A 19,812-nucleotide genomic window follows, 5' to 3' on the forward strand; every position below is an offset into this window, starting at 1 on the left:
AGAATATCATGACTCAACCGACACTCACTGCGGCAGAGCCAGGACGAAATAATCTGGACTCACCTATGGTGACAGAGCCTATCGCTAAGCTATTTTGGCGCTATAGTATTCCGACAATTCTATCCATGCTAGTGACAGGTATTTACGTCACCATTGACGGCATGTTTATTGGCCACTACTTGGGTGAGGTTGGTCTAGCGGGCATGATCTTAGCCTACCCGATAGCGGCAGTGCTTTATGCGATAGGGGCGACACTGGGCATGGGCGGCGCAGCGTTAGTATCAATCCATCAGGGGCAAGGTGAGCCCCATATTGCACGGAAAATATTGGGAAATACGTTCAGTTTGTGTTTGATATCGGGACTGATTACTACAGTATTAGGCTGTTACTTCTCTAAAGATATCCTCGTGATGCTAGGCGCAGAGGGAGAGATTCTGCGCAGTGCCGATGATTATCTGTTTTGGTATTTTGCCTTAGGCACATTCCCCATCGTGTCGATGGCGTTCACTACATTACTGCGAAATGATGGTCGTCCCGGATTTGTAACCTTAGTTTTAATCTTAGGTGGTGTGCTCAATACGGTACTCGACTGGTTGTTAATCGTAGTGTTCCCCTATGGGTTAATGGGCGCGGCGATAGCGACCATGATCTCCCAAGCCGTGACTGGTGCACTGTGTTTGCAGCACTTTTTTTCGAGTCGAACCGAAATTGGCATTAACCTTGAACAGATGAAGCTGAAGTGGGATCACTGCGTTAATATCATTCGTGTCGGCACGCCAAGCTTTTTAATGAATATGTACCTGACCGTGGTGTTGACCCTACACAATGTGGCATTTCTGGCAGTGGGCACGCCGCTGCACGTGGCGGCATTTGGTGTGGTGAGCTATACCGAAGCGTTTTTCTACCTATTATTTGAGGGCATCGCTTTTGGCGTGCAGCCTATTCTCAGCTTTAACGCGGGCGCAAAGCGCTTTGATAGGGTGAAACAAGCACTGAAGATGGCCTTTTCAGTGACCTTAGTTTGTGCAGCGTTAGGGCTTATCTTTATCTATTCGGTACCGCAATTGTTTGTGTATATTTTTGCTGGTGATAATGTCTTGCTCACGCCGATAGCAACCGAAGGAATGCGTTGGTATTTCTGGGGCTTGCCGATGGAAGGCTTATTGCTTGTTGGCGCATCTTTCTTCCAAGCGATTAACTACTCCAAAGAAGCATCTATTTTAACGGGGGCAAAACTGATCCTATTCGCTGCCATTTTATATCTATTTGCTTGGGCTTTTGGCGTCACAGGTGTGTGGATTTCATTGGCGACTTGCAGCACGATGTTAGTCATTTGGATGGCATGGATTATGAGACGAACCCACAATAAGCTATTGGCCTAAATCTTTATATATTTAAATATGATGTTTTATGCCGAGGGTTGGGACTAAGTTACTCGTGTTATAAAGGGGCTCGCTCAATCATTGAGCTCGTGTTGCTAGTATGTTAGTTTTACTGCAAATGTGATGCTAGTGGCGTGGCTTGTTCAGCACTTAAAATGGTATGGATAAAGCTGTACCATTTGTAGAACGCATATCTCAACATATTAATGAAACAAGGATTTTTCATGTTTACAAAGCCGAGTGCGAATAAGCGTAATATTATTTTTGCGGCTGTTTTTACAACCGCAGTCAGCTTTTGCTCACCTGTTTTCGCTTCAGAATTTAGTGATGCTTATTCAGCTTATAAAGTTGCAGTCACCGCTGAGAATCAATCTGAAATAGAGCTTTATGCATTACAGTCTTATGAGCTAGGCAAGGCTAAATTTGGTGCTGATAGTATTAATAGCGCCACACTAGCATTAAATGCAGGTAACGCATTAATCGCAAATATGCCTAAACAAACCTTTGAGGAGCAGGTCAAAGCTCAACCGAAAAAGCGTCAGCCTCAAGCATATGGCTTGTTTGAAGAGACATTAAAGATCTACAGTAAGCATTATGGTGAAGAGGCTATAGAGCTTATTGATCCACTTTTGGGTCTAAGTGACGCCAGCAGTCAAAAATATGCTCGTGAGTTTTTGGATGATGCCTTAGATATTGCCGAGGACTCTGATGATGCAATGTTAATCGCCGATACCAAAATGGCCTATTTTGAACGTTTGGTTAACTCTGGTTATTACACCCGCAAAGTGCGTAATTACGCTTTTGATGCACAAGAAGCTTACAGTGAACTATTGCCTGAAAATGCAATGAAGCGCGTACTCACTAGCTTTAGGGTTGGTAACGTACGCTTTGCAGAGAAAGATTATGATGAAGCTGAAGCGCTATTTTTAGGCGTTATCACGCAATTTCAAAAGCTTGATTATAATCATCCATACGAGTTGGCAGCTCATGCCAAATTAGTACAGATTTATGAGCTTGATGGCGAAAGTGAAAAATCAACTCAACACTGTATCGCGATTGGTAATATGAAGCCGTGGAAAGAGGATATTGAGCCGACGCCACTGTTTAGGAAGCACCCTGATTATCCGCTTTCTTACTTGAAAGCAGGAAAAAGCGGTAACACGAATATGAGCTTTACCATAGATAAAATGGGCTTTGTTAAGGATGTTGTAGTGATAGAGTCTAACGGTGGTAGCAAGTTTGAAACAGAATCACTGATAGCGTTAAAGCAATGGCGCTATGCCCCCAAATTTATTGAAGGTGAAGCGGTTGAGGCAAAAGGGGTTAAGGTTAAATTGGAATACTATGTTGAGAAATAGCCTTACCTCGTAAAGCAAAGCCCTAATATCAATTAGGGCTTTTTTGAATCTGCATAATGCTGGTTAGGCTAAACCAAATATACGTTAAGGCTACACGCACCATGAGCACCTACAACCAATGCTTGCTCAATATCCGCAGTCTTAGAAGGCCCAGCGACAAAAGTACCAAACTCTCCAGAATCTAACGTAATACGGCTAGCCGCTTGATGCATATTAGCCACAATGGTTTTTTCATCTAGTACGAGAAACAGATTCTCACAGATAAAGGGCGTGACGCGGTGGCCAAGGTTTTTGTTATTAACCCAAATAGCCCCGTTTTCGGCCACGCCTAAATCTCCCGGGATCACCGCATAATCGATATCTCTTAGCTGGTGGGCAGTATCGGTCACCTCGCGGTTGCCTTTAATACCATCAAGCATAGAGATGATCTGCAGTCCTTCTGCAATATGTGCATCCACCTGCGTCTGCAACTTAGCTAAACCGCCTTCGCGGTGCAAGGTGCCGGCAACCATATTGAGGCTAGTCTCAAATTGACCCACTAAATCATCGATGCGCGGCGCGATATTGATAATCGGCATGGCTTGAGGTGCCATAGCTGCGCTCTTTAGCGCGTTAAGGATGTCGAGTTTACTAGACATTTTATTATCCTCTGTTCTTCTTAAACCAAGCTTCGAAGCTGGAGTCTGGTGCCACTGGTAACTCGCGGTATTTGCCCCAAGCGCCAGAGAACGGCTTTAATAAACTTCCCGGTAGAATGTTGAGCGCAGTGCGCGCGATACTCATCGAGCAGTTGAGTGCGGTTTCACTGGCCATAAATTTGCCCACGAGTGGCATATAACTGGCTTTACCATAAGGCAGTTTTCCGGCTTCAGCTTTAAGGCGGCGATGATGGTGAATGATTTTATCTAGTGGCACCTTAGTTGGGCATACATAAGAGCAGCTGCCACACAAGGTACAAGCCCAAGGCATGGAGTTGGTATCATCACACTGTGATCCGACGGCGATACCGATTGGCCCAGGAATGGTGTAGTTATAGCTGTAACCACCACTGCGGCGATAAACAGGACACGTATTAAGGCAGCCACCACAGCGAATACATTTAAGTGATTCAGCTAAAATTTTGTCTTTGAGCATATCAGTACGGCCGTTATCGACAATAATCACGTGCATCTCGCCGCCATCTTGTGGGCCGCGATAAAAAGAGCTGTAAGTGGTGATCGGCTGACCCGTGGCATTTCTTGCCAAGGTGCGTAGCAAGACTGCGGCGCTATCGATATTGGGCACGATTTTGTCTATGCCCATAGAGTGCAGTTGCAGCTTAGGTAAGTTAGCGCCCATATCGGCATTACCTTCGTTAGTACACACAACGACCGCACCTTTATCGGCAATGGCCATATTAACGCCAGTCATTGCCGCATCGGCTGACAGAAACTGCTCACGCAGGTGTGCACGGGCTGCGCGGGTTAGGTAAAGCGGATCTGAAGCGCCGGCATCAGTGCCAAGTTTGTCGTGGAATAGATCGCCCACTTCCTCTTTTTTCAGATGGATAGCCGGTACCACAATGTGTGATGGTGGTTGGCCTGCAAGCTGGATAATACGCTCACCCAAATCGGTATCAATCACTTCAATGCCATGCTGCTCCAAATATGGATTCATGTGGCACTCTTCGGTGAGCATTGATTTAGACTTTACTAACTTTTTAACCTCATGCTCAGCTAAAATCCCATGCACGATACGGTTGTGCTCAGCGCCATCTTTGGCCCAGTGCACCTTAATATTATTCTTTAGACAGTTCTGCTCAAACTCTTCTAAATACTGCGCTAAATGCGTCAGCGTGTGCAGTTTCATGTCTGAACCGATTTGGCGCAGTTGTTCCCATTCCGGTAGGCTGCCTGCAGCGCGGTCACGCTTTTCTCGTAGCATCCAAAGCGCTTTTGAGTGCCAATCAACCCGTGATTCGTCTTTACAGAATATCTCGGCTTTATGGGCATGAGTTGCTGATGTTGAAATCGACATATCTTCTCCTAAAGCGCTGCGTTAATGACTTGAGCGATATGGCGAGTCTCAATCGGCAGTTTCTGCCGTCTGACCATGCCATCGATGTGGAGTAAGCAAGATGGATCGAATCCAACGGCATACTTAGCGCCTGTTGCTGCATGAGCCTGCGCTTTATCTTTGCCCATTTTGGCCGATACAGCACCTTCATCTAGGGCAAAAGTACCACCAAAGCCACAGCATTCATCGCGGCGATCTGGATAGACAATCTCTATTTCTGGAATGGCGGCGAGTACCGCTTCGAACTTGTTCATACGTGGGCCCATCTGCTCGCTGGGGGTGGCCAAGTCAAGCATGCGAATACCGTGACAACTCATCTGTAGGCTAATTTTATGTGGAAACGGTTTAGTAAAGGCTGGAATAGGGGAGACGTCGTGAAGAAACTCAGTTAGCTCATACAGTTTGTCAATGACAGCCTGCGCTTCAGGGCTTGAATCAAACTCATGAAAGTTTTCTTTAGCCGCTACAAGGCAAGAAGCTGCAGGGCACACGATGGCATCACACTCAACATCTTTGAAGGCATTGAGTAGTTTCATGGTGGTTTTCTTGGCTTCGTTATAACAGCCTGAATTTGTCATTGGCTGACCGCAGCAAGTCTGACCTTTTGGCAGTATGACTTGGTGGCCGAGTTTTTCTAATAATTCTAAAGTGGCGATCCCCACTTCAGGAACCATTTGATTCACTAGACACGGTATGAAAAGAGCTATCTTCATTGTGTTTTCTCTTCTATTTTGCAGACATAGTTAGCGACTTTTAACTGTAGGAAGTAACCGTAAAAAGTAACCGCAAAAAAGTCGGCTTAAAAAGCAGACTTTATTTTAAATGGGCACAGGCCTATATTTATTCACACATTAAATATAGGCCGATAACCTTGTAAAAAGTAGTGCTAATTTAGCAAATAAACTTAGGCATTTTTGCAAAAATGAAAATATGCTATCTATTTGTATAGTAAGGGTAATAGTGGGTTTTACTGCTGAGTTTGCAATATAGAAAGCTAAAAGTGGTTAGGCAGTTAGGCAGTTAAGCAGTTAAGTGGAGTGGATTGAGTTTGATTAAAAAGTGAGGGGCAAGCTGCCCCTCACTTTTTACTAAAGAGTCGCGCTATTTAGCGGGTACACTCTTCTAACAGATAGGCAAGGTGGCGGTAAGAGATACCGCTATGTTGAGTTAAACCGACTTCACACATACGGTTAGCGTAATATCCTTCGTTAACATCAACAGGGATTAGCTTTTTGATATTGCGCAGCGCGCTAGCGTTGATTTCAGGCTTATACAAGCCTTTTTCACCGGCATAACCACAGCAATCTATGCCTGCCGGGCGGATCATTTGTTGGCTACAGGCATCGATAATCGCTTCCATCTTTGGCTCAAGTTTCATCTTACGTGCACTACAACCTAAGTGCAGAGCGACAGCAGGCTTTTTGCGGTTGATGGTGAGCTTATCGAGTAGCTTGTCATGGATGAAATCAACCATATCGACAATTTCAATCTTGTCTGTCAGTGACTTATCACCAGAAAGTGTACGATAAGTACAAGAAAGCGCATCAATAATCACCGGCAGCTTACCGCCCTGAGTCATAGCTGCAACCGCTTCAATTAACTCTTTACGCTTAGCGTCAGCGTTTTTAAAGTCACCTTTTGACTCCCACATTTGGCCGCAACACAGATCACGAGTTTTCTCAGGAGTGATTACGTTGTAACCAGAACGCTCAAGTAGCGTGACGATGACTTCAGGTAAGGTGCGGTTATCGGGATCTTTTGGGGTAGGACCAAAGGTGCGTCCACCGCAAGCTGGGAAGTAAACTACGGTTTCTTGACCCGGGATCGGCGCGGCAAGTTTGGGCAATTTGCCACCTTTTGGAAAATCAGGATTCCAATAAGGCACTTCTTTAGAAACGACACGGCCAGCTTTCATGATTGCGCCAGTTATCGCACTACCGGTGATCTTGTGAACGGTACCTAGCACATTAAAACCTGTGCTGATCACCTGGTTAACTGCGCCAAAGTGCTTGGCTTGAAAATCGAGTACCTTTTGTTCAGTACTGGTGATATAGGGCGTTCTGAGTTTACGCACTAACTCGCCCATACTGTTTTCGACTGGGCAGGCGATGGTACAAAGCTGACAGGCGGCGCAAGTATCAACTACATCGTACTTGGCTGCGGCGCGCATCTCACTGGCTGCTTGTTTGTCACCTGATTGCTCAAGACGCTCAATTTCACGTAACGTGGCAATACGTTGACGTGGCGACATATTTAGCGCTGATGTCGGGCAGGTTTTTTCGCAGAAACCACATTCGATGCATTTGTCGACTAAGTCATCGACTACAGGGCAGGGTTTAATGTTTTTAACGTGAATTTGATTATCATCGTTAAGAATAACCCCGGGGTTTAATAAGCCTTCAGGGTCAAAAATCTGCTTAATACGCTTCATCAAGGTGTAAGCGTCACTGCCCCATTCCATCTCAACAAAGGGCGCTACTGCACGGCCGGTGCCGTGCTCGGCTTTCATTGAACCGTCGTATTTATTGATCACCATTTCGGCGACATCTTGCATAAAGGCGTGGAAGCGCTCAATGTCAGCTTGTGAGTTAAATGTGGGTGTTATGATGAAGTGGAAGTTACCCGCAAGTGCATGACCATAAATAACCCCCTCAGGATAGTTATGCTTATGGAAAAGCTCGGTTAAATCGTTAGCCGCAGCCGCTAGATGCTCAAGTTCAAAGGCCACATCTTCGATGATAACGGAGGTGCCTTTAGGGCGCTCGCCACCAATAATTGGGAACAGCGCTGAGCGCATTGCCCAGTACTGACCAAAAACGGTAGGGTCGTCACTGAAGCTAATAGGGCGCTCAGTCTCGATATGCGCAAGCTTAGCGATAACGTCTTGGGTATAGGTTTCAAGGGTTGCTTTGTCATTGGCGCGAGATTCAATCAGTAGGATACAAGCGCCTTCAGGTAAGTCTGTTAACCATAGCGGCATGCCCGCTTTGCCTGTTATCGCTCTAATTGAGGCCCAGTCGAGCAACTCTGCGGCGGCAACGCTGTCGCCCACAATTGGCGGAACAGCGCGAGCGGCATCTTCCATATTGAAAAACACAGCCATGGCTGAGGCTTTAAAGCGTGCTTCATCAACCGTGTGGTAAGTCACCTCTTCAACAAAGGCTAGCGTCCCTTCGGCGCCCACAATCAGATGGTTAATTAGCTCAAAAGGATCGGCAAAATCAACCAGGGCATTCAGGCTATAACCTGTTGTGTTTTTAATCGAGAATTTTTTACGAATTCTAGCGGCAAGCACGGTGTTGTTAACGGTTAGCGCTGCGAGCTCAGTAAGCTGTTGCAAAAGTTGTGGATGAGACTGAGTAAAGGCAGCTTTTGAGTCGTCACAACCTGTATCTAGCTCTGTGCCGTCTGCAAATAATAATTTGGCAGAAGCGATAGTTTGGTAACTGTTTTGCGCCGTACCACAACACATGCCAGAGGCGTTGTTAGACACGATGCCACCAATTTTAGCTGATGCAAGCGTTGCCGGATCGGGGCCTATTTTCTTGTTTAAAGGCTTTAAAACTGCGTTGGCATCGGCGCCAATCACCGCGGTACCTAGGCTAATTGTTGAGGCATCGTCACTTACGGTTAATGTTCTAAAACCATCATGACCTAAGATCAGCAAAATACCTTCACCAATGGCTTGGCCTGAAAGACTCGTTCCTGCAGCTCTAAAGGTTACTGGAGCGCCGTAGGTGCGGGCAATGGCTAGGGTGCGTTTAGCTTGCTCTAGGGTATCGGCATGCACCACAATTTCAGGCACGATACGAAAGTAGCTGGCATCAGTTGACCAGGCAAAACGGCGAACTGGATCATTAGTGGCGGCGTGCTCGCCAACTTGTCTACGTAAATCTCTTAATACTGCTTCATAATTAATCGACATTAACTTTATCTCATACACTTACTTTAAGTGGATAAAGCCGCTGCTTGAGCGGCTTTCTCGATATTATTATTTTTATAAAATTTGCTATATACGTTGCTTTAAAAAAGGAGGCAAGAGCTTAAAAGCCACCCCAAACTGCAGCGATAGTACCCGCGACTAAAGCATAGCCTAGTGCCACAGGCATGGTTTTACGGATAATTTCAGATTCACGCCCAGCCATACCAACAACCGTTGCAGCGGCAACAACGTTCATTACACACATCATGTTACCGGCGTTAGCACCAATGCCCTGCATTGCGAGAATAAGTGCATGGTTAGCTCCAATATTATCGGCAACACTGTACTGTAGGCCTGAAAACATCATGTTTGAGAAGGTAGCCGATCCTGATAAGAAGGCGCCGAAAATTCCCACAATTGGCGAAACCCAAGCCCACACCGCGCCCATGCTGTTAGCGAGCGTATCGGCGAGTGCGACAGGCATAGAGGCAAGCCCTGAGGCATTTTCGCCAGAGTTTAAGAAAATTTTAACCATAGGGACCGAGGCCCCAAGCGAAATAATCGTCGGCACCATAGACTTACAAGAGACTGAGATAGACTCTTTAATGGCAGGCGACTTCATTCTAAATAGGAAGAAACCTAGGATGCAGACTAAAACAAAGAAAGCGCCAGGTGCGTAAAGTGTGGCAAAGCCCGCTTTTAACTCTGTACCGAGTAAACCTGTCCAGCTGATGTTAAAGCTAGATAACCAGGCTTTAAGTGGTGCAACGGTACGTGACAGCACCAGTAATGCCGCCATAATTAAATAAGGAGACCAAGCGGCAAGTTGCGAGAACTTAACGTCAGTCTCTAATGCTTGACTGGTTTTACCATCGTTCTCAGCAAAGTCATTCCACTGCTCTTTAGGCAATAGGTAGCCTTTTTTAGCAACAGGGATAACCAGTGCCATACCCACAAGCGCACCAATAACTGACGGGAACTCCGGGCCTGCAAAGTAGTTAATTAACCAAGCTGGAACGGTGAACGCAAGACCTGCAAATAGCGCGAACTTCCATATGGCTAAGCCTTCTTTAAATGACTTATTACGACCAAAGAAGCCTGTGAGAATTGCTACCATTGTCAGTGGAATAAGGGTACCAGTGATTAAGTCTATGGTGATCATGTGCATGGCAATAAACTGCGCATAATCTGCAAAACTGCCACCGTGCTGGGCAATTTGCTGTGCGGCCATATTTGCGCCGCCCTGAGTTAGGCCTTGCTCCATACCGAACAGAACGGGAAGACCAATGGCGCCGAACGAGACTGATGTTGAGTCAGCAATCAAGGCGACAACGGCTGCTGCAATAGGAGGAATGCCAAGTAACACAAGTAGTGGTGCACCAATTGCCGCAGGGGTACCAAAGCCTGCTGAACCCTCAATAAACGAGCCGAACAACCAGCAGATGATGATCACCTGCACCCTCGCATCACCACTAATATTGGTGAAACCAGCGCGGATAGTATCCATCGCGCCAGAATACTTAAGGGTGTTAAGTAGGAACACAGCACCAAAGATGATCGTTAGTGGCGTTAATGCTGACAGCAAGCCTTCAACCACTGAAGCGGCCAGGAAGGTTGTGTCCATCTGCCAAACGAATACTGCTGCAAGTCCTGTAAATACCATAGAAATAGGCATCGCTCTAGATGCTGGCATCCGTAGTAGGACCAGGAACAGCATTACGCTGATAATCGGCGTTAAGCTTGCGAGTAGTTGAATAAAGGTCATGCTTGCCTCGATGTGTTTGAGTATCTAACTTCAATTGTTGCTTTCAAATTTTTTAGTTATTACGAAAAGCGGTGTGTACTAAACGTGATTTAGAAAAATGTAAACATGATCTAGATCATGCTGCTTATCAATTGTGCTTGATAATGCCATTAGTGAGACGGGTCATGGTTTTGCGTTTTGCGACTATGTGATGCGTGTCACGTATAATTGTTGGTTGAATGCTAGGTAGGCATAAGAAAAGTATAAAGGGCGTCATTCTTAGTACTAAAAGTGCTGGAACCTACCATCTTGAGCGTCATTCACCTTAGATTTGATCGGTAAATTTCTTATGTGGCAGCGAATAAGGTAAGCGAGATTTAACGCTTGTGTGATCTGCATCTGGTTTTTGTTTTTTGTCTGCCCGTCATATTTATCATTATTAATCTAAGTTAATGTTTTTAATAGAGATGAACTTTTGAGGCATCACATTATGTTTTGATGTGTTTGAATCAAGCAGGGATGAGAACTGTAGCTAATTAACACCAATGTAGTGAAAGTTACATCAAAAGTTGGCGGGGAAGCTAATTATTGAGGCGGCAGATGCCGATAACTGATGCCTGTAAATAAGGCTTAAAAAGTATCGACATCTAGCTGAGTAGAAGATCCTAGATAGAAGGGATTAGAAAAGTTTGCTTCCCCAACCTAGCTTGGTACGAAGAACGTGGAAATAGTTATGCCCTTTAGGATGCACAAGCCTTAAGGTTTCTTGGCTGCGTTTTATGATAATTTCATCACCAGGCAGAACCGGCAGGTGTACATGACCATCACAACTGACTTCTAAGTTATCACCGTTATGGGGCGATACGACCAGCTTAATGATGCTAGCCGCATCAACAACAATTGGTCTACACGAAAGTGTGTGAGGAAACATCGGCACTAAAATCATCGCGGCGAGGTTTGGCGTTAATATCGCACCACCTGCAGACAAAGAGTAAGCGGTCGATCCGGTCGGAGTGGAAATAATCATACCGTCGGCGCGCTGGCTATACATGAATTTGTCATCTATGTAGACTTCAAACTCAATCATATGTGCAACTTTACCTGGATGAAGTACCGCTTCGTTGACTGCGGTATTACTTGATTTAAGCTCATTGTGGCGATGCACTTCGGCTTCGAGTAAAAAGCGTTGCTCAATTTCAAATTCGCCTTCAAGTACCTTAGATAATGCTTCTTCAAATGAGTCTGGTGGTAAGTCGGTCAAAAAGCCCAAGTTCCCTCGGTTAACCCCGATAACACCGATATTAAAGCGTGCCAGCACCCGAGCAGCGCCGAGCATGTTACCGTCACCGCCAACAACAATCGCTAAATCGCATTGCGCACCGATCTCTAATAGATCGACAGATTGCACCTGAGGACCCAGTTCTCCGGCGACTCGTTCTTCGACTAACACTTTATAGCCTTGCATGCTAAGCCAATGATGCAACCTTTTTAAGGTCTGTGTGGTTCCCTTGTGATTCGGTTTACCAATTAGACCAATTGTGTGAAACGTATTGCTCATATTTATGTTAGATCCAGCTTTAGGCCTTGAAACCTTAAAATTGATCCCCATAATATGCTCAGAGCATGCAGAAACAAAGCATTTTTAGCTGGAGCAAAAATGAGCAACGAAACAAATAAAGCACAAGATAACCAAGTTGAAGAGATCGTCGAAGGCGAATTGCTTAACGAAAATGGCACTGAAGCAACAGATGAAGGCGCTTTGATGGATGAGTTAACTCAAGCAAATTTCCGTGTTGAAGAGTTAGAAAAGGCTTTGCAAGAAGCTGAAGCTAAAGTTGAATCTCAGAAAGACTCAGTGATCCGTGCTGCAGCTGAAGTCGACAATATACGTCGTCGTTCAGCTATGGATGTTGAGAAGGCGCACAAGTTTGCCTTAGAGAAATTCATCAACGAATTGCTACCTGTTTTAGATAACATGGAGCGTGCGTTGCAAGGTACTGACGCAGAAGCTGAAGCAACAAAGGCGATTTACGAAGGCGTTGAGCTGACGGCAAAGAGCTTTGTGAGCACAGTAGAGAAGTTTGGCTTAGTCCAAGTTGATCCACAGGGCGATACATTTAACCCAGAGCTACACCAAGCGATTGGCATGCAGCCAAGTGCAGATTTCCCTGCCAATACTGTGATGATGGTGATGCAAAAAGGTTATACCTTGAACGAGCGCTTACTTCGCCCTGCGATGGTAATGGTTTCTCAAGGTTAATCATGGTCGCTTGGCGCTTATGAGTGCTAAGTAAGATCCTTGCAATAGCGGCAATAAATACGGCCACAAAAAAGGACTGCTTAGGCAGTCCTTTTTATTACGCAATGCTTGCTAGAAACTATATTGATTACTATTAAGCAATAAAGTCTTCAATCTGCTTTTGAATACCCGCCGCATCTAAGCCAAGCTCACTGATGATCTCTTCTGGCGCGCCGTGCTTAATGAACTCATCAGGCAAACCAATAAGCAATACCTGTTTTGGCATCTTAAGCGTCTGCAATAGCTCTAGTACGCCAGAACCTGCACCGCCCATAATCGCGTTCTCTTCAACTGTGACGAGCACATCGTGATTTGCAGCAAGCTCTTTAATCAGCTCAGCATCAAGTGGCTTCACAAAGCGCATATCGGCAACGGTGGCATCGAGTGCTTCGGCTGCAGTTAAGCTGCTTGCCAGCAAGGTACCAAAGTTAAGGATGGCAATCTTCTTGCCTTCACGCTTAATTAAGCCTTTACCGATTGGCATTGCTGTCATGGTTTCGACTTGCTTAGCGCCAGTGGCGCTACCACGAGGGTAACGTACAGCGGTAGGGCCATCGTTATAGCAATAGCCGGTATAGAGCATCTGGCGGCATTCATTTTCATCAGACGGCGCCATGATCACCATATTTGGCACTGTGCGCATAAAGCTTAAATCGAATGCGCCTTGATGAGTTGGGCCATCGGCGCCAACAATACCACCGCGGTCAATGGCAAAGAGTACCGGTAGCTTTTGCAGCGCTACGTCATGGATAAGCTGATCATAACCACGCTGTAAGAAGGTAGAGTAGATAGCGACAACAGGCTTGTATCCTTCACAGGCAAAACCCGCTCCAAAGGTTACCGCATGTTGCTCGGCAATCGCTGCATCGAAATACTGCTTAGGGAAGCGCTGAGAAAACTCAACCATACCTGAACCTTCGCGCATCGCTGGTGTAATACCCAGTACCTTTTCATCTTTTTCAGCAATATCACAAAGCCACTTACCAAACACTTCTGAGAAGGTTGGGTCGCATGGTTTAGCTGCTGGTTTTTCGAAAGTTGAAGGATCAAACTTAGGCACTGCATGCCAACCAATAGGATCTTTTTCTGCTGGCTCATAACCACGACCTTTCTTAGTCATGATATGCAAAATCTGTGGACCTTTTAGGTTGCGCATATTGCGCATCGTTTCAACCAGCGCATCAACATCATGGCCATCAATTGGGCCAATATAGTTAAACCCTAGCTCTTCAAATAACGTACCAGGAACCACCATGCCTTTAAGGTGCTCTTCGGTGCGCTTAGCCATCTCTTTGATAACCGGCATACCCTTAAGCACTTTCTTGCTGCTTTCTCGTATGGTGGTATAGAAACGACCTGACATCAGCTGAGCTAAGTGGTTATTGAGTGCGCCAACGTTTTCTGAGATAGACATCTCGTTGTCGTTGAGCACGACCAGCATGTCGTTATGTAAGTCGCCCGCGTGGTTCATGGCTTCAAATACCATGCCGCCGGTCATTGCGCCGTCACCGATAACGGCAACCACTTTACGACCAGCTTGCTCTTTTTCCGCAGCGACGGCCATAGCAAGAGCGGCACTGATAGAAGTGCCTGAGTGACCCACACTAAAGGTGTCGTATTCACTTTCTTCGCGCCATGGGAATGGGTGCACACCGCCTTTTTGGCGTATGGTATGCATCTTTTCACGTCGTCCAGTTAAGATCTTGTGTGGATAGGCTTGGTGGCCTACATCCCAAACGAGTCTGTCAAATGGGGTGTTGTACACATAGTGAAGTGCCACGGTAAGTTCCACCGTGCCGAGACCCGATGCGAAGTGACCGCTTGATTTACCCACAGACTTCAGTAAGAAACCTCTAAGTTCGTCTGCCAATTGTGGCAACACTGCTTGAGGGAGCTGTCTTAGCTCATCTGGGGTATTAGCCTGTGCAAGCACAGGGAATTGAGAAATATCAAAACTCATATCGAGATTCTTTGTCTCTTTATTAAACTCTTCGCTCAATGATATAACGGGCGAATTCTGCAATTAGCTGGCTATTGTATGGTAATTTGGCCAGCGCTGATAGTGCGTCCTCAATCAAACTTGAAGCAGTTTTTTGGGCGCCCTCTAATCCAAGTAACTTAGGATAGGTACTTTTGTTTGAATCTGTATCGGAACCTTGCGGCTTTCCAAGCTCTTCGGTGCTAGCGATAATATCGAGCACGTCATCTTGTACTTGAAAAGCTAGGCCTATAGCATCAGCAAAATCGAGTAATGCTTGACGTTCTTGCTCATCGACTTTTGCGGCGATAATGGCAAACTCAACTGCACAGCGAATAAGGGCACCGGTTTTTAGTTTGTGAAGCTTTATTAAGGTGGCTAATTCAATCTGCTTGTTTGTGGCGCTTAAGTCCATCGCTTGACCACCACACATACCACTATACCCAGAGGCGTTAGCTAAGGCTTTAACCATGGCTAAATTCTGTGATGGAGTAATGTTTTCAATGGGGTCGCTGATGATTTCAAAAGCAAGAGCTTGTAGTGCATCGCCCGCTAATATGGCCGTGGCTTCATCAAAAGCAATGTGCACAGTGGGTTGACCACGTCGCAATGCATCGTTATCCATTGCAGGTAGATCGTCATGGATCAGTGAGTAAGCGTGAATACATTCGACTGCCGCAGCACAAGAGTCCAGTGTTGTCAGTTTAACACCTAACATGTCGCCGACAGCATAAACCAAAAACGGTCTAATACGCTTGCCACCAATCAACGCACCATGCTTCATTGCTGCTTTAAGCTGCAGATCAATATTGTCGAGTGAATCGATACGTAATTCAAGCTGTTGGTTGCTGCGCTGCTGGTATCGCTTAAGTGACTCTACTAACAATTACTCACCCTCGATATCATAAGGTTTGAGAGTGTCTACACCCTCTTCTTGCATTAACACTGCGACCTTTTGCTGAGCATTTTCTAACTTGCTTTGGCTATTTCGCACAAGCTTTATCCCGCGTTCGAATTGCTTTAAGGCATCATCGAGATCGATATCGCCGTGCTCTAAGTCGGTGACGATTTTTTCTAGCTCGGAAAGTGAATCTTCAAATGAGAGATTTTCTGGTTTTTTTGCCACGATGATCATTCCTAGAAAATAAGCGGTACACAAAGTATATCAGCAGGGCACATGGGTCAAATTAAGCTGTTGACAATTTGCGCAAAAGCACGCTTTCAACAACAAACATGCTTTCATAGTGAGTAAAACATACGTGAGCCAACAGATAATAGATCAAGAGACATATCGGGAGGCTTTGGCACTATCCTGCGAGTGAAAGGGTATTTTAACGGAAACCGCGCCACATTTGCTGGAAATATCGCTCAAGAGATCCATTTTTTGGTCGTTATATATGTTGAAATGCTGAAAATATGACGCTTATTGAATTGTTTGGTGACTTGTCGCTTGCCGTGACAGCAAAGGCGTAATATTTTAGCGACTTAATTTATTCTTGGCACCCTATGTAGCCATTTGCATTTGAGACTGCAGACAAGCAGTATTTTGTTCGGTATTTGAGGAGCGGTTTTGGATTTAGCAACCCTAATTGGACTTATTGGCGCATTTGCCTTCGTTATTATGGCGATGGTCAGTGGTGGCGGCATAGGTATTTTTATCAACGTGCCCTCGATTCTTATTGTGATGATAGGCTCATTGTTCGTCGTGATGATGAAATACAATCTTAAGCAATTCTTAGGTTCAGCAAAAATTGCCGGTAAAGCGTTTATCTTCAAACTAGATAAGCCAGAAGATCTGATTGAGCAATCAATCTCCATGGCAGACGCTGCACGTAAGGGCGGATTTTTGGCATTGGAAGAAGCCGAGATCAGTAATAGTTTTATGCAAAAAGCGATCGACATGTTGGTCGATGGCCATGATGGCGATGTGGTGCGAGATGCGTTAGAAAAAGATATCGCGTTGACTGAAGAGCGCCATAGAACAGGCATTGGTATTTTTAAGTCTATCGGCGATGTCGCTCCAGCCATGGGCATGATCGGTACCCTTATCGGTCTAGTGGGCATGTTATCTAATATGGATGACCCAAAATCTATTGGCCCTGCGATGGCGGTCGCACTACTGACCACCTTGTACGGTGCGGTTGTGGCTAACATGATTGCTATCCCTATTGCTGATAAGTTATCACTACGGATGAATGAAGAGATGCTAAACCGTAACTTGATTATGGATGCGGTATTGGCTATTCAAGATGGACAAAATCCACGGGTGATTGAAGGGTTTTTAAAGAATTACCTTACTGAAAAGTCGAGAAAAATAGACACCTTGGACGGAGCGTAAGCAGATGGCTAAAAAAGCCAAATGTGATTGCCCGCCACCAGGAGCCCCCCTTTGGTTGGCAACCTTTGCCGACTTAATGTCATTACTGATGTGTTTTTTCGTATTACTGCTGGCATTTTCTGAAATGGATGTCATGAAGTTCAAGCAGATTGCCGGCTCGATGAAATACGCCTTTGGTGTACAAAATAAAGTCGAAGTGAAAGATATTCCAAAGGGCACTTCGGTTATTGCATTAGAGTTTCGCCCAGGCAAGCCAGAACCGACCCCCATTGAGATTATTAATCAGCAAACCAATGAAATGACTGAACCTATGCTTGAATTTCAAGAGGGGGAAGACTCAAGTGCTGGTGGTATTCAGCAACAACGCGGAGAGCAGCGTGGTGGTCAAGCATCGGCTACGGCTGTCGAGCAAAGTGAGGCAGAAGCTAAGGCTGAATCTGCAGCGAAATCAGAAACTGAGTCCACTAAGACTCAAGCATCTGCTCAAGATAAGATCAATGAGCAAGTCAAGAAGATGGCACAGGAGCTCAATAAAGAGATTGTTGACGGGGCGATAGAAATTGAATCCCTAGGCCAACAAATCATTATCCGTATTCGTGAAAAGGGATCGTTTGCTTCAGGTTCGGGTTTCTTACAACCTAGATTTAAACCGGTGGTGCGTCGTGTTGGTGAATTACTAAAGGATGTGCCAGGGATTGTTACTGTGTCGGGGCATACCGATAACTGGAATATCTCCAATGAACTTTATAGCTCTAACTGGGATCTTTCGAGCAAACGTGCAGTCGCGGTTGCCCATGAACTTATTCGAGTAAAGGGTTTTGACCAGCAGCGTATGAAAGTGGTTGGTATGGCCTCATCAGATCCATTAGTTGAAAACAACTCAAATGCGAATCGAGCCCGAAATAGACGTGTCGAGATCGCGATAGAGCAGGGTAAAGCTAAGGAGTCGGCAGAGATTCAAGTGGGTAAATAATCTAGGTTCTCGCTATGACAAAACAGGTAATCGAGGTGACTCGCTTACCTGTTTTTGTTTGGCAATGTTTGCGCTGGATCACTTCACAAGAGAACAACCACTCAATCATCATCACCCTTGTGTGGGTTTGCCAAAAAACACCCAGAATCGATATATAACGCGAAAATTTACGGTTTTGTTGAGACAAACTGAGATTGGATATACGCAATTGCCATGTGATCTTGTTATAATCGGTAAATTGCTGTTTAAATACCACCTCGCGGAAGACCAATGAAATTTATCGTAAAACTGTTTCCTGAAATCATGATGAAAAGCAAGCCGGTAAGAATGCGCTTTACCAAAATGCTTGAGACCAACATTCGTAACGTACTTAAAAAAGTAGATGAGTCTGCCAAAGTACAACGCCAGTGGGATAAAATCATGGTGATGGTACCAGATGATAGGCCTGATCTGGTTGAAGCATTTGGCGAACGTTTAGCCTGTATTCCAGGTATTGCACATGTATTGCAAGTGAATGTGAGTACCTTTACTTCTGTTGATGACATCTACCAACAAACTTTAGTTGCTTATAAAGAGCAACTAGCAGGTAAGACGTTTTGTGTACGTGTAAAACGTGCGGGTAAGCATGAGTTTAATTCGATTGAAGTTGAACGCTATGTGGGTGGTGGACTCAATCAGTTTACTGAGGCGGCAGGCGTTCGTTTAAAAAATCCTGATATGACAGTGCATCTAGAGATTGATAATGACAATCTCTACATTATTGATAAGCGTATTGAAGGTCTTGGCGGTTTCCCTATGGCGACGCAAGAGGACGTGTTATCACTTATTTCAGGTGGTTTCGATTCAGGTGTGTCGAGCTACATGTTCATTAAGCGTGGCTCACGTACTCATTACTGTTTCTTCAACTTAGGTGGCGACCAACACGAAATTGGTGTTAAACAGGTGGCTTATCACTTATGGCAGAAATACGGCGAGTCGCATAAAGTTAAATTTATCTCTGTACCGTTTGACCCAGTAGTTCAAGAAATTCTTGAGCGTATAGACAACGGTCAAATGGGCGTTATCTTAAAGCGTATGATGATGCGTGCAGCAACACGTGTAGCACAAAAGATGGGTATTCAAGCATTGGTGACGGGTGAAGCAATGGGCCAGGTATCTAGCCAAACATTGACTAACTTGAACGTGATTGACCGCTGTACTGAGCAGTTAATCTTACGTCCACTTATCGCCATGGATAAGCAAGATATCATCAACATTAGCCGTCAGATCGGAACCGAAGATTTTGCTAAGTCGATCCCTGAATATTGTGGCGTAATTTCGCAAAAGCCAACGGTAAAAGCTGTTTTATCTAAAGTTGAAGCAGAAGAGGCTAAATTCTCTGAAGACCTACTTGATCGCGTGATTGCCGATGCTGAAATTATCGATATTAGGGAGATTGCTGCACAGATGGATACTAAGATCACTGAAACAGAAACCGTTGATGCGATTAACGCGAATGAAATTATTATCGACGTCCGTGCTCCTGAAGAGGAAGAGAAAGCTCCGCTGGACATTGAGGGTGTAGAAGTTAAGCCTATTCCTTTTTATAAGTTAGCAACTCAGTTTGCTGACTTAGATAAAGAGAAGAGCTACCTGCTTTATTGTGACCGTGGGGTCATGAGTAAGCTACAGGCCCTTTATCTGCAAGAACAAGGTTACACCAATGTTAAGGTTTACCGTCCTTAAGCTGGGCGCTATGAGCGCCTATTAGCGTAGGTATTGCA

General features: G+C 45.3%; 16 protein-coding genes. 7 read left to right on the top strand and 9 right to left on the bottom strand.

Translation table 11 applies throughout. The annotated features are described in order from the left end of the window. Nucleotides 1–65: 65 nt before the first annotated feature. Together ACVBIU_RS06770 and ACVBIU_RS06775 are read left to right on the top strand one after the other, a co-directional pair. A complete protein-coding gene (locus ACVBIU_RS06770) occupies nucleotides 66–1,382 on the top strand; it encodes an MATE family efflux transporter (RefSeq protein WP_447160192.1) in 1,317 nt (438 codons plus the stop codon). Between the two features lie 224 nt (nucleotides 1,383–1,606). Beyond that, nucleotides 1,607–2,740, top strand: coding sequence for an energy transducer TonB (locus ACVBIU_RS06775; RefSeq protein WP_447160064.1), 1,134 nt, complete (start codon nucleotides 1,607–1,609; stop codon nucleotides 2,738–2,740). 68 nt (nucleotides 2,741–2,808) lie between these two features. Here ACVBIU_RS06775 and ACVBIU_RS06780 read toward each other — a convergent pair whose 3' ends face one another. The 6 genes from ACVBIU_RS06780 to nadK all read right to left on the bottom strand — a co-directional run bounded on the left by ACVBIU_RS06780 (nucleotide 2,809) and on the right by nadK (nucleotide 12,019). Then, nucleotides 2,809–3,378 carry a LutC/YkgG family protein gene (locus tag ACVBIU_RS06780; RefSeq protein ID WP_447163361.1) on the bottom strand — a complete coding sequence of 190 codons (570 nt, stop codon included), beginning with the start codon at nucleotides 3,376–3,378 and terminating at the stop codon, nucleotides 2,809–2,811. A gap of 4 nt (nucleotides 3,379–3,382) precedes the next feature. Continuing rightward, nucleotides 3,383–4,756 (bottom strand): lactate utilization protein B, encoded by a 1,374-nt coding sequence (locus tag ACVBIU_RS06785; protein ID WP_447163362.1) that lies wholly within the window; start codon nucleotides 4,754–4,756, stop codon nucleotides 3,383–3,385. A gap of 8 nt (nucleotides 4,757–4,764) precedes the next feature. Further along, a complete protein-coding gene (locus tag ACVBIU_RS06790; protein WP_447163363.1) occupies nucleotides 4,765–5,508 on the bottom strand; it encodes a (Fe-S)-binding protein in 744 nt (247 codons plus the stop codon). Between the two features lie 392 nt (nucleotides 5,509–5,900). Then, complete coding sequence (locus ACVBIU_RS06795) at nucleotides 5,901–8,720, bottom strand: FAD-binding and (Fe-S)-binding domain-containing protein (RefSeq protein WP_447163364.1); 2,820 nt, start codon at nucleotides 8,718–8,720, stop codon at nucleotides 5,901–5,903. A 118-nt stretch (nucleotides 8,721–8,838) separates the two neighbouring features. Continuing rightward, nucleotides 8,839–10,482 (bottom strand): L-lactate permease, encoded by a 1,644-nt coding sequence (locus tag ACVBIU_RS06800; RefSeq protein ID WP_447160059.1) that lies wholly within the window; start codon nucleotides 10,480–10,482, stop codon nucleotides 8,839–8,841. Nucleotides 10,483–11,140: 658 nt separating this feature from the next. Continuing rightward, nucleotides 11,141–12,019 carry an NAD(+) kinase gene (nadK, locus tag ACVBIU_RS06805; RefSeq protein WP_447160058.1) on the bottom strand — a complete coding sequence of 293 codons (879 nt, stop codon included), beginning with the start codon at nucleotides 12,017–12,019 and terminating at the stop codon, nucleotides 11,141–11,143. Nucleotides 12,020–12,118: 99 nt separating this feature from the next. On the opposite strand from nadK, the gene grpE reads away from it, so the two are divergent. After that, complete coding sequence (gene grpE, locus ACVBIU_RS06810) at nucleotides 12,119–12,721, top strand: nucleotide exchange factor GrpE (RefSeq protein ID WP_447160057.1); 603 nt, start codon at nucleotides 12,119–12,121, stop codon at nucleotides 12,719–12,721. Between the two features lie 133 nt (nucleotides 12,722–12,854). Here the strand turns inward: grpE and dxs are convergent, their stop codons facing one another. From dxs to xseB, 3 genes are read right to left on the bottom strand one after another with little or no spacing between them, the layout of a single operon-like run. Next, nucleotides 12,855–14,720, bottom strand: a complete 1,866-nt coding sequence (gene dxs, locus ACVBIU_RS06815; RefSeq protein ID WP_447160056.1) for a 1-deoxy-D-xylulose-5-phosphate synthase — start codon at nucleotides 14,718–14,720, stop codon at nucleotides 12,855–12,857. A gap of 22 nt (nucleotides 14,721–14,742) precedes the next feature. Beyond that, nucleotides 14,743–15,624, bottom strand: coding sequence for a (2E,6E)-farnesyl diphosphate synthase (ispA, locus tag ACVBIU_RS06820; protein WP_447160055.1), 882 nt, complete (start codon nucleotides 15,622–15,624; stop codon nucleotides 14,743–14,745). Then, nucleotides 15,625–15,864: an exodeoxyribonuclease VII small subunit gene (xseB, locus tag ACVBIU_RS06825; protein ID WP_447160054.1), complete on the bottom strand. Its 240-nt coding sequence runs from the start codon at nucleotides 15,862–15,864 to the stop codon at nucleotides 15,625–15,627. Between the two features lie 444 nt (nucleotides 15,865–16,308). Between xseB and pomA the strand changes: the two genes are divergently transcribed. From pomA to thiI, 4 genes are all read left to right on the top strand, one after another. After that, nucleotides 16,309–17,076 carry a flagellar motor protein PomA gene (pomA, locus tag ACVBIU_RS06830; protein ID WP_447160053.1) on the top strand — a complete coding sequence of 256 codons (768 nt, stop codon included), beginning with the start codon at nucleotides 16,309–16,311 and terminating at the stop codon, nucleotides 17,074–17,076. A gap of 4 nt (nucleotides 17,077–17,080) precedes the next feature. Continuing rightward, nucleotides 17,081–18,049 carry a flagellar motor protein MotB gene (locus tag ACVBIU_RS06835; protein WP_447160052.1) on the top strand — a complete coding sequence of 323 codons (969 nt, stop codon included), beginning with the start codon at nucleotides 17,081–17,083 and terminating at the stop codon, nucleotides 18,047–18,049. Nucleotides 18,050–18,063: 14 nt separating this feature from the next. Beyond that, a complete protein-coding gene (locus ACVBIU_RS06840) occupies nucleotides 18,064–18,207 on the top strand; it encodes a hypothetical protein (protein ID WP_447160051.1) in 144 nt (47 codons plus the stop codon). 112 nt (nucleotides 18,208–18,319) lie between these two features. Further along, nucleotides 18,320–19,774 carry a tRNA uracil 4-sulfurtransferase ThiI gene (gene thiI / locus ACVBIU_RS06845; RefSeq protein WP_447160050.1) on the top strand — a complete coding sequence of 485 codons (1,455 nt, stop codon included), beginning with the start codon at nucleotides 18,320–18,322 and terminating at the stop codon, nucleotides 19,772–19,774. Nucleotides 19,775–19,812: the final 38 nt, after the last annotated feature.

The sequence above is a fragment of the Shewanella sp. 30m-14 genome, assembly GCF_052977125.1.

Coding starts and splice junctions, on each gene's coding strand:
- thiI (WP_447160050.1), top strand. CDS start 18,320: ATGAAATTTATCGTAAAACTGTTTCCTGAAATCATGATGAAAAGCAAG.
- ACVBIU_RS06780 (WP_447163361.1), bottom strand. CDS start 3,378: ATGTCTAGTAAACTCGACATCCTTAACGCGCTAAAGAGCGCAGCTATG.
- ACVBIU_RS06840 (WP_447160051.1), top strand. CDS start 18,064: ATGACAAAACAGGTAATCGAGGTGACTCGCTTACCTGTTTTTGTTTGG.
- ACVBIU_RS06775 (WP_447160064.1), top strand. CDS start 1,607: ATGTTTACAAAGCCGAGTGCGAATAAGCGTAATATTATTTTTGCGGCT.
- ACVBIU_RS06770 (WP_447160192.1), top strand. CDS start 66: ATGGTGACAGAGCCTATCGCTAAGCTATTTTGGCGCTATAGTATTCCG.
- ACVBIU_RS06790 (WP_447163363.1), bottom strand. CDS start 5,508: ATGAAGATAGCTCTTTTCATACCGTGTCTAGTGAATCAAATGGTTCCT.
- ACVBIU_RS06835 (WP_447160052.1), top strand. CDS start 17,081: ATGGCTAAAAAAGCCAAATGTGATTGCCCGCCACCAGGAGCCCCCCTT.
- ACVBIU_RS06795 (WP_447163364.1), bottom strand. CDS start 8,720: ATGTCGATTAATTATGAAGCAGTATTAAGAGATTTACGTAGACAAGTT.
- ACVBIU_RS06785 (WP_447163362.1), bottom strand. CDS start 4,756: ATGTCGATTTCAACATCAGCAACTCATGCCCATAAAGCCGAGATATTC.
- grpE (WP_447160057.1), top strand. CDS start 12,119: ATGAGCAACGAAACAAATAAAGCACAAGATAACCAAGTTGAAGAGATC.
- dxs (WP_447160056.1), bottom strand. CDS start 14,720: ATGAGTTTTGATATTTCTCAATTCCCTGTGCTTGCACAGGCTAATACC.
- ACVBIU_RS06800 (WP_447160059.1), bottom strand. CDS start 10,482: ATGACCTTTATTCAACTACTCGCAAGCTTAACGCCGATTATCAGCGTA.
- nadK (WP_447160058.1), bottom strand. CDS start 12,019: ATGAGCAATACGTTTCACACAATTGGTCTAATTGGTAAACCGAATCAC.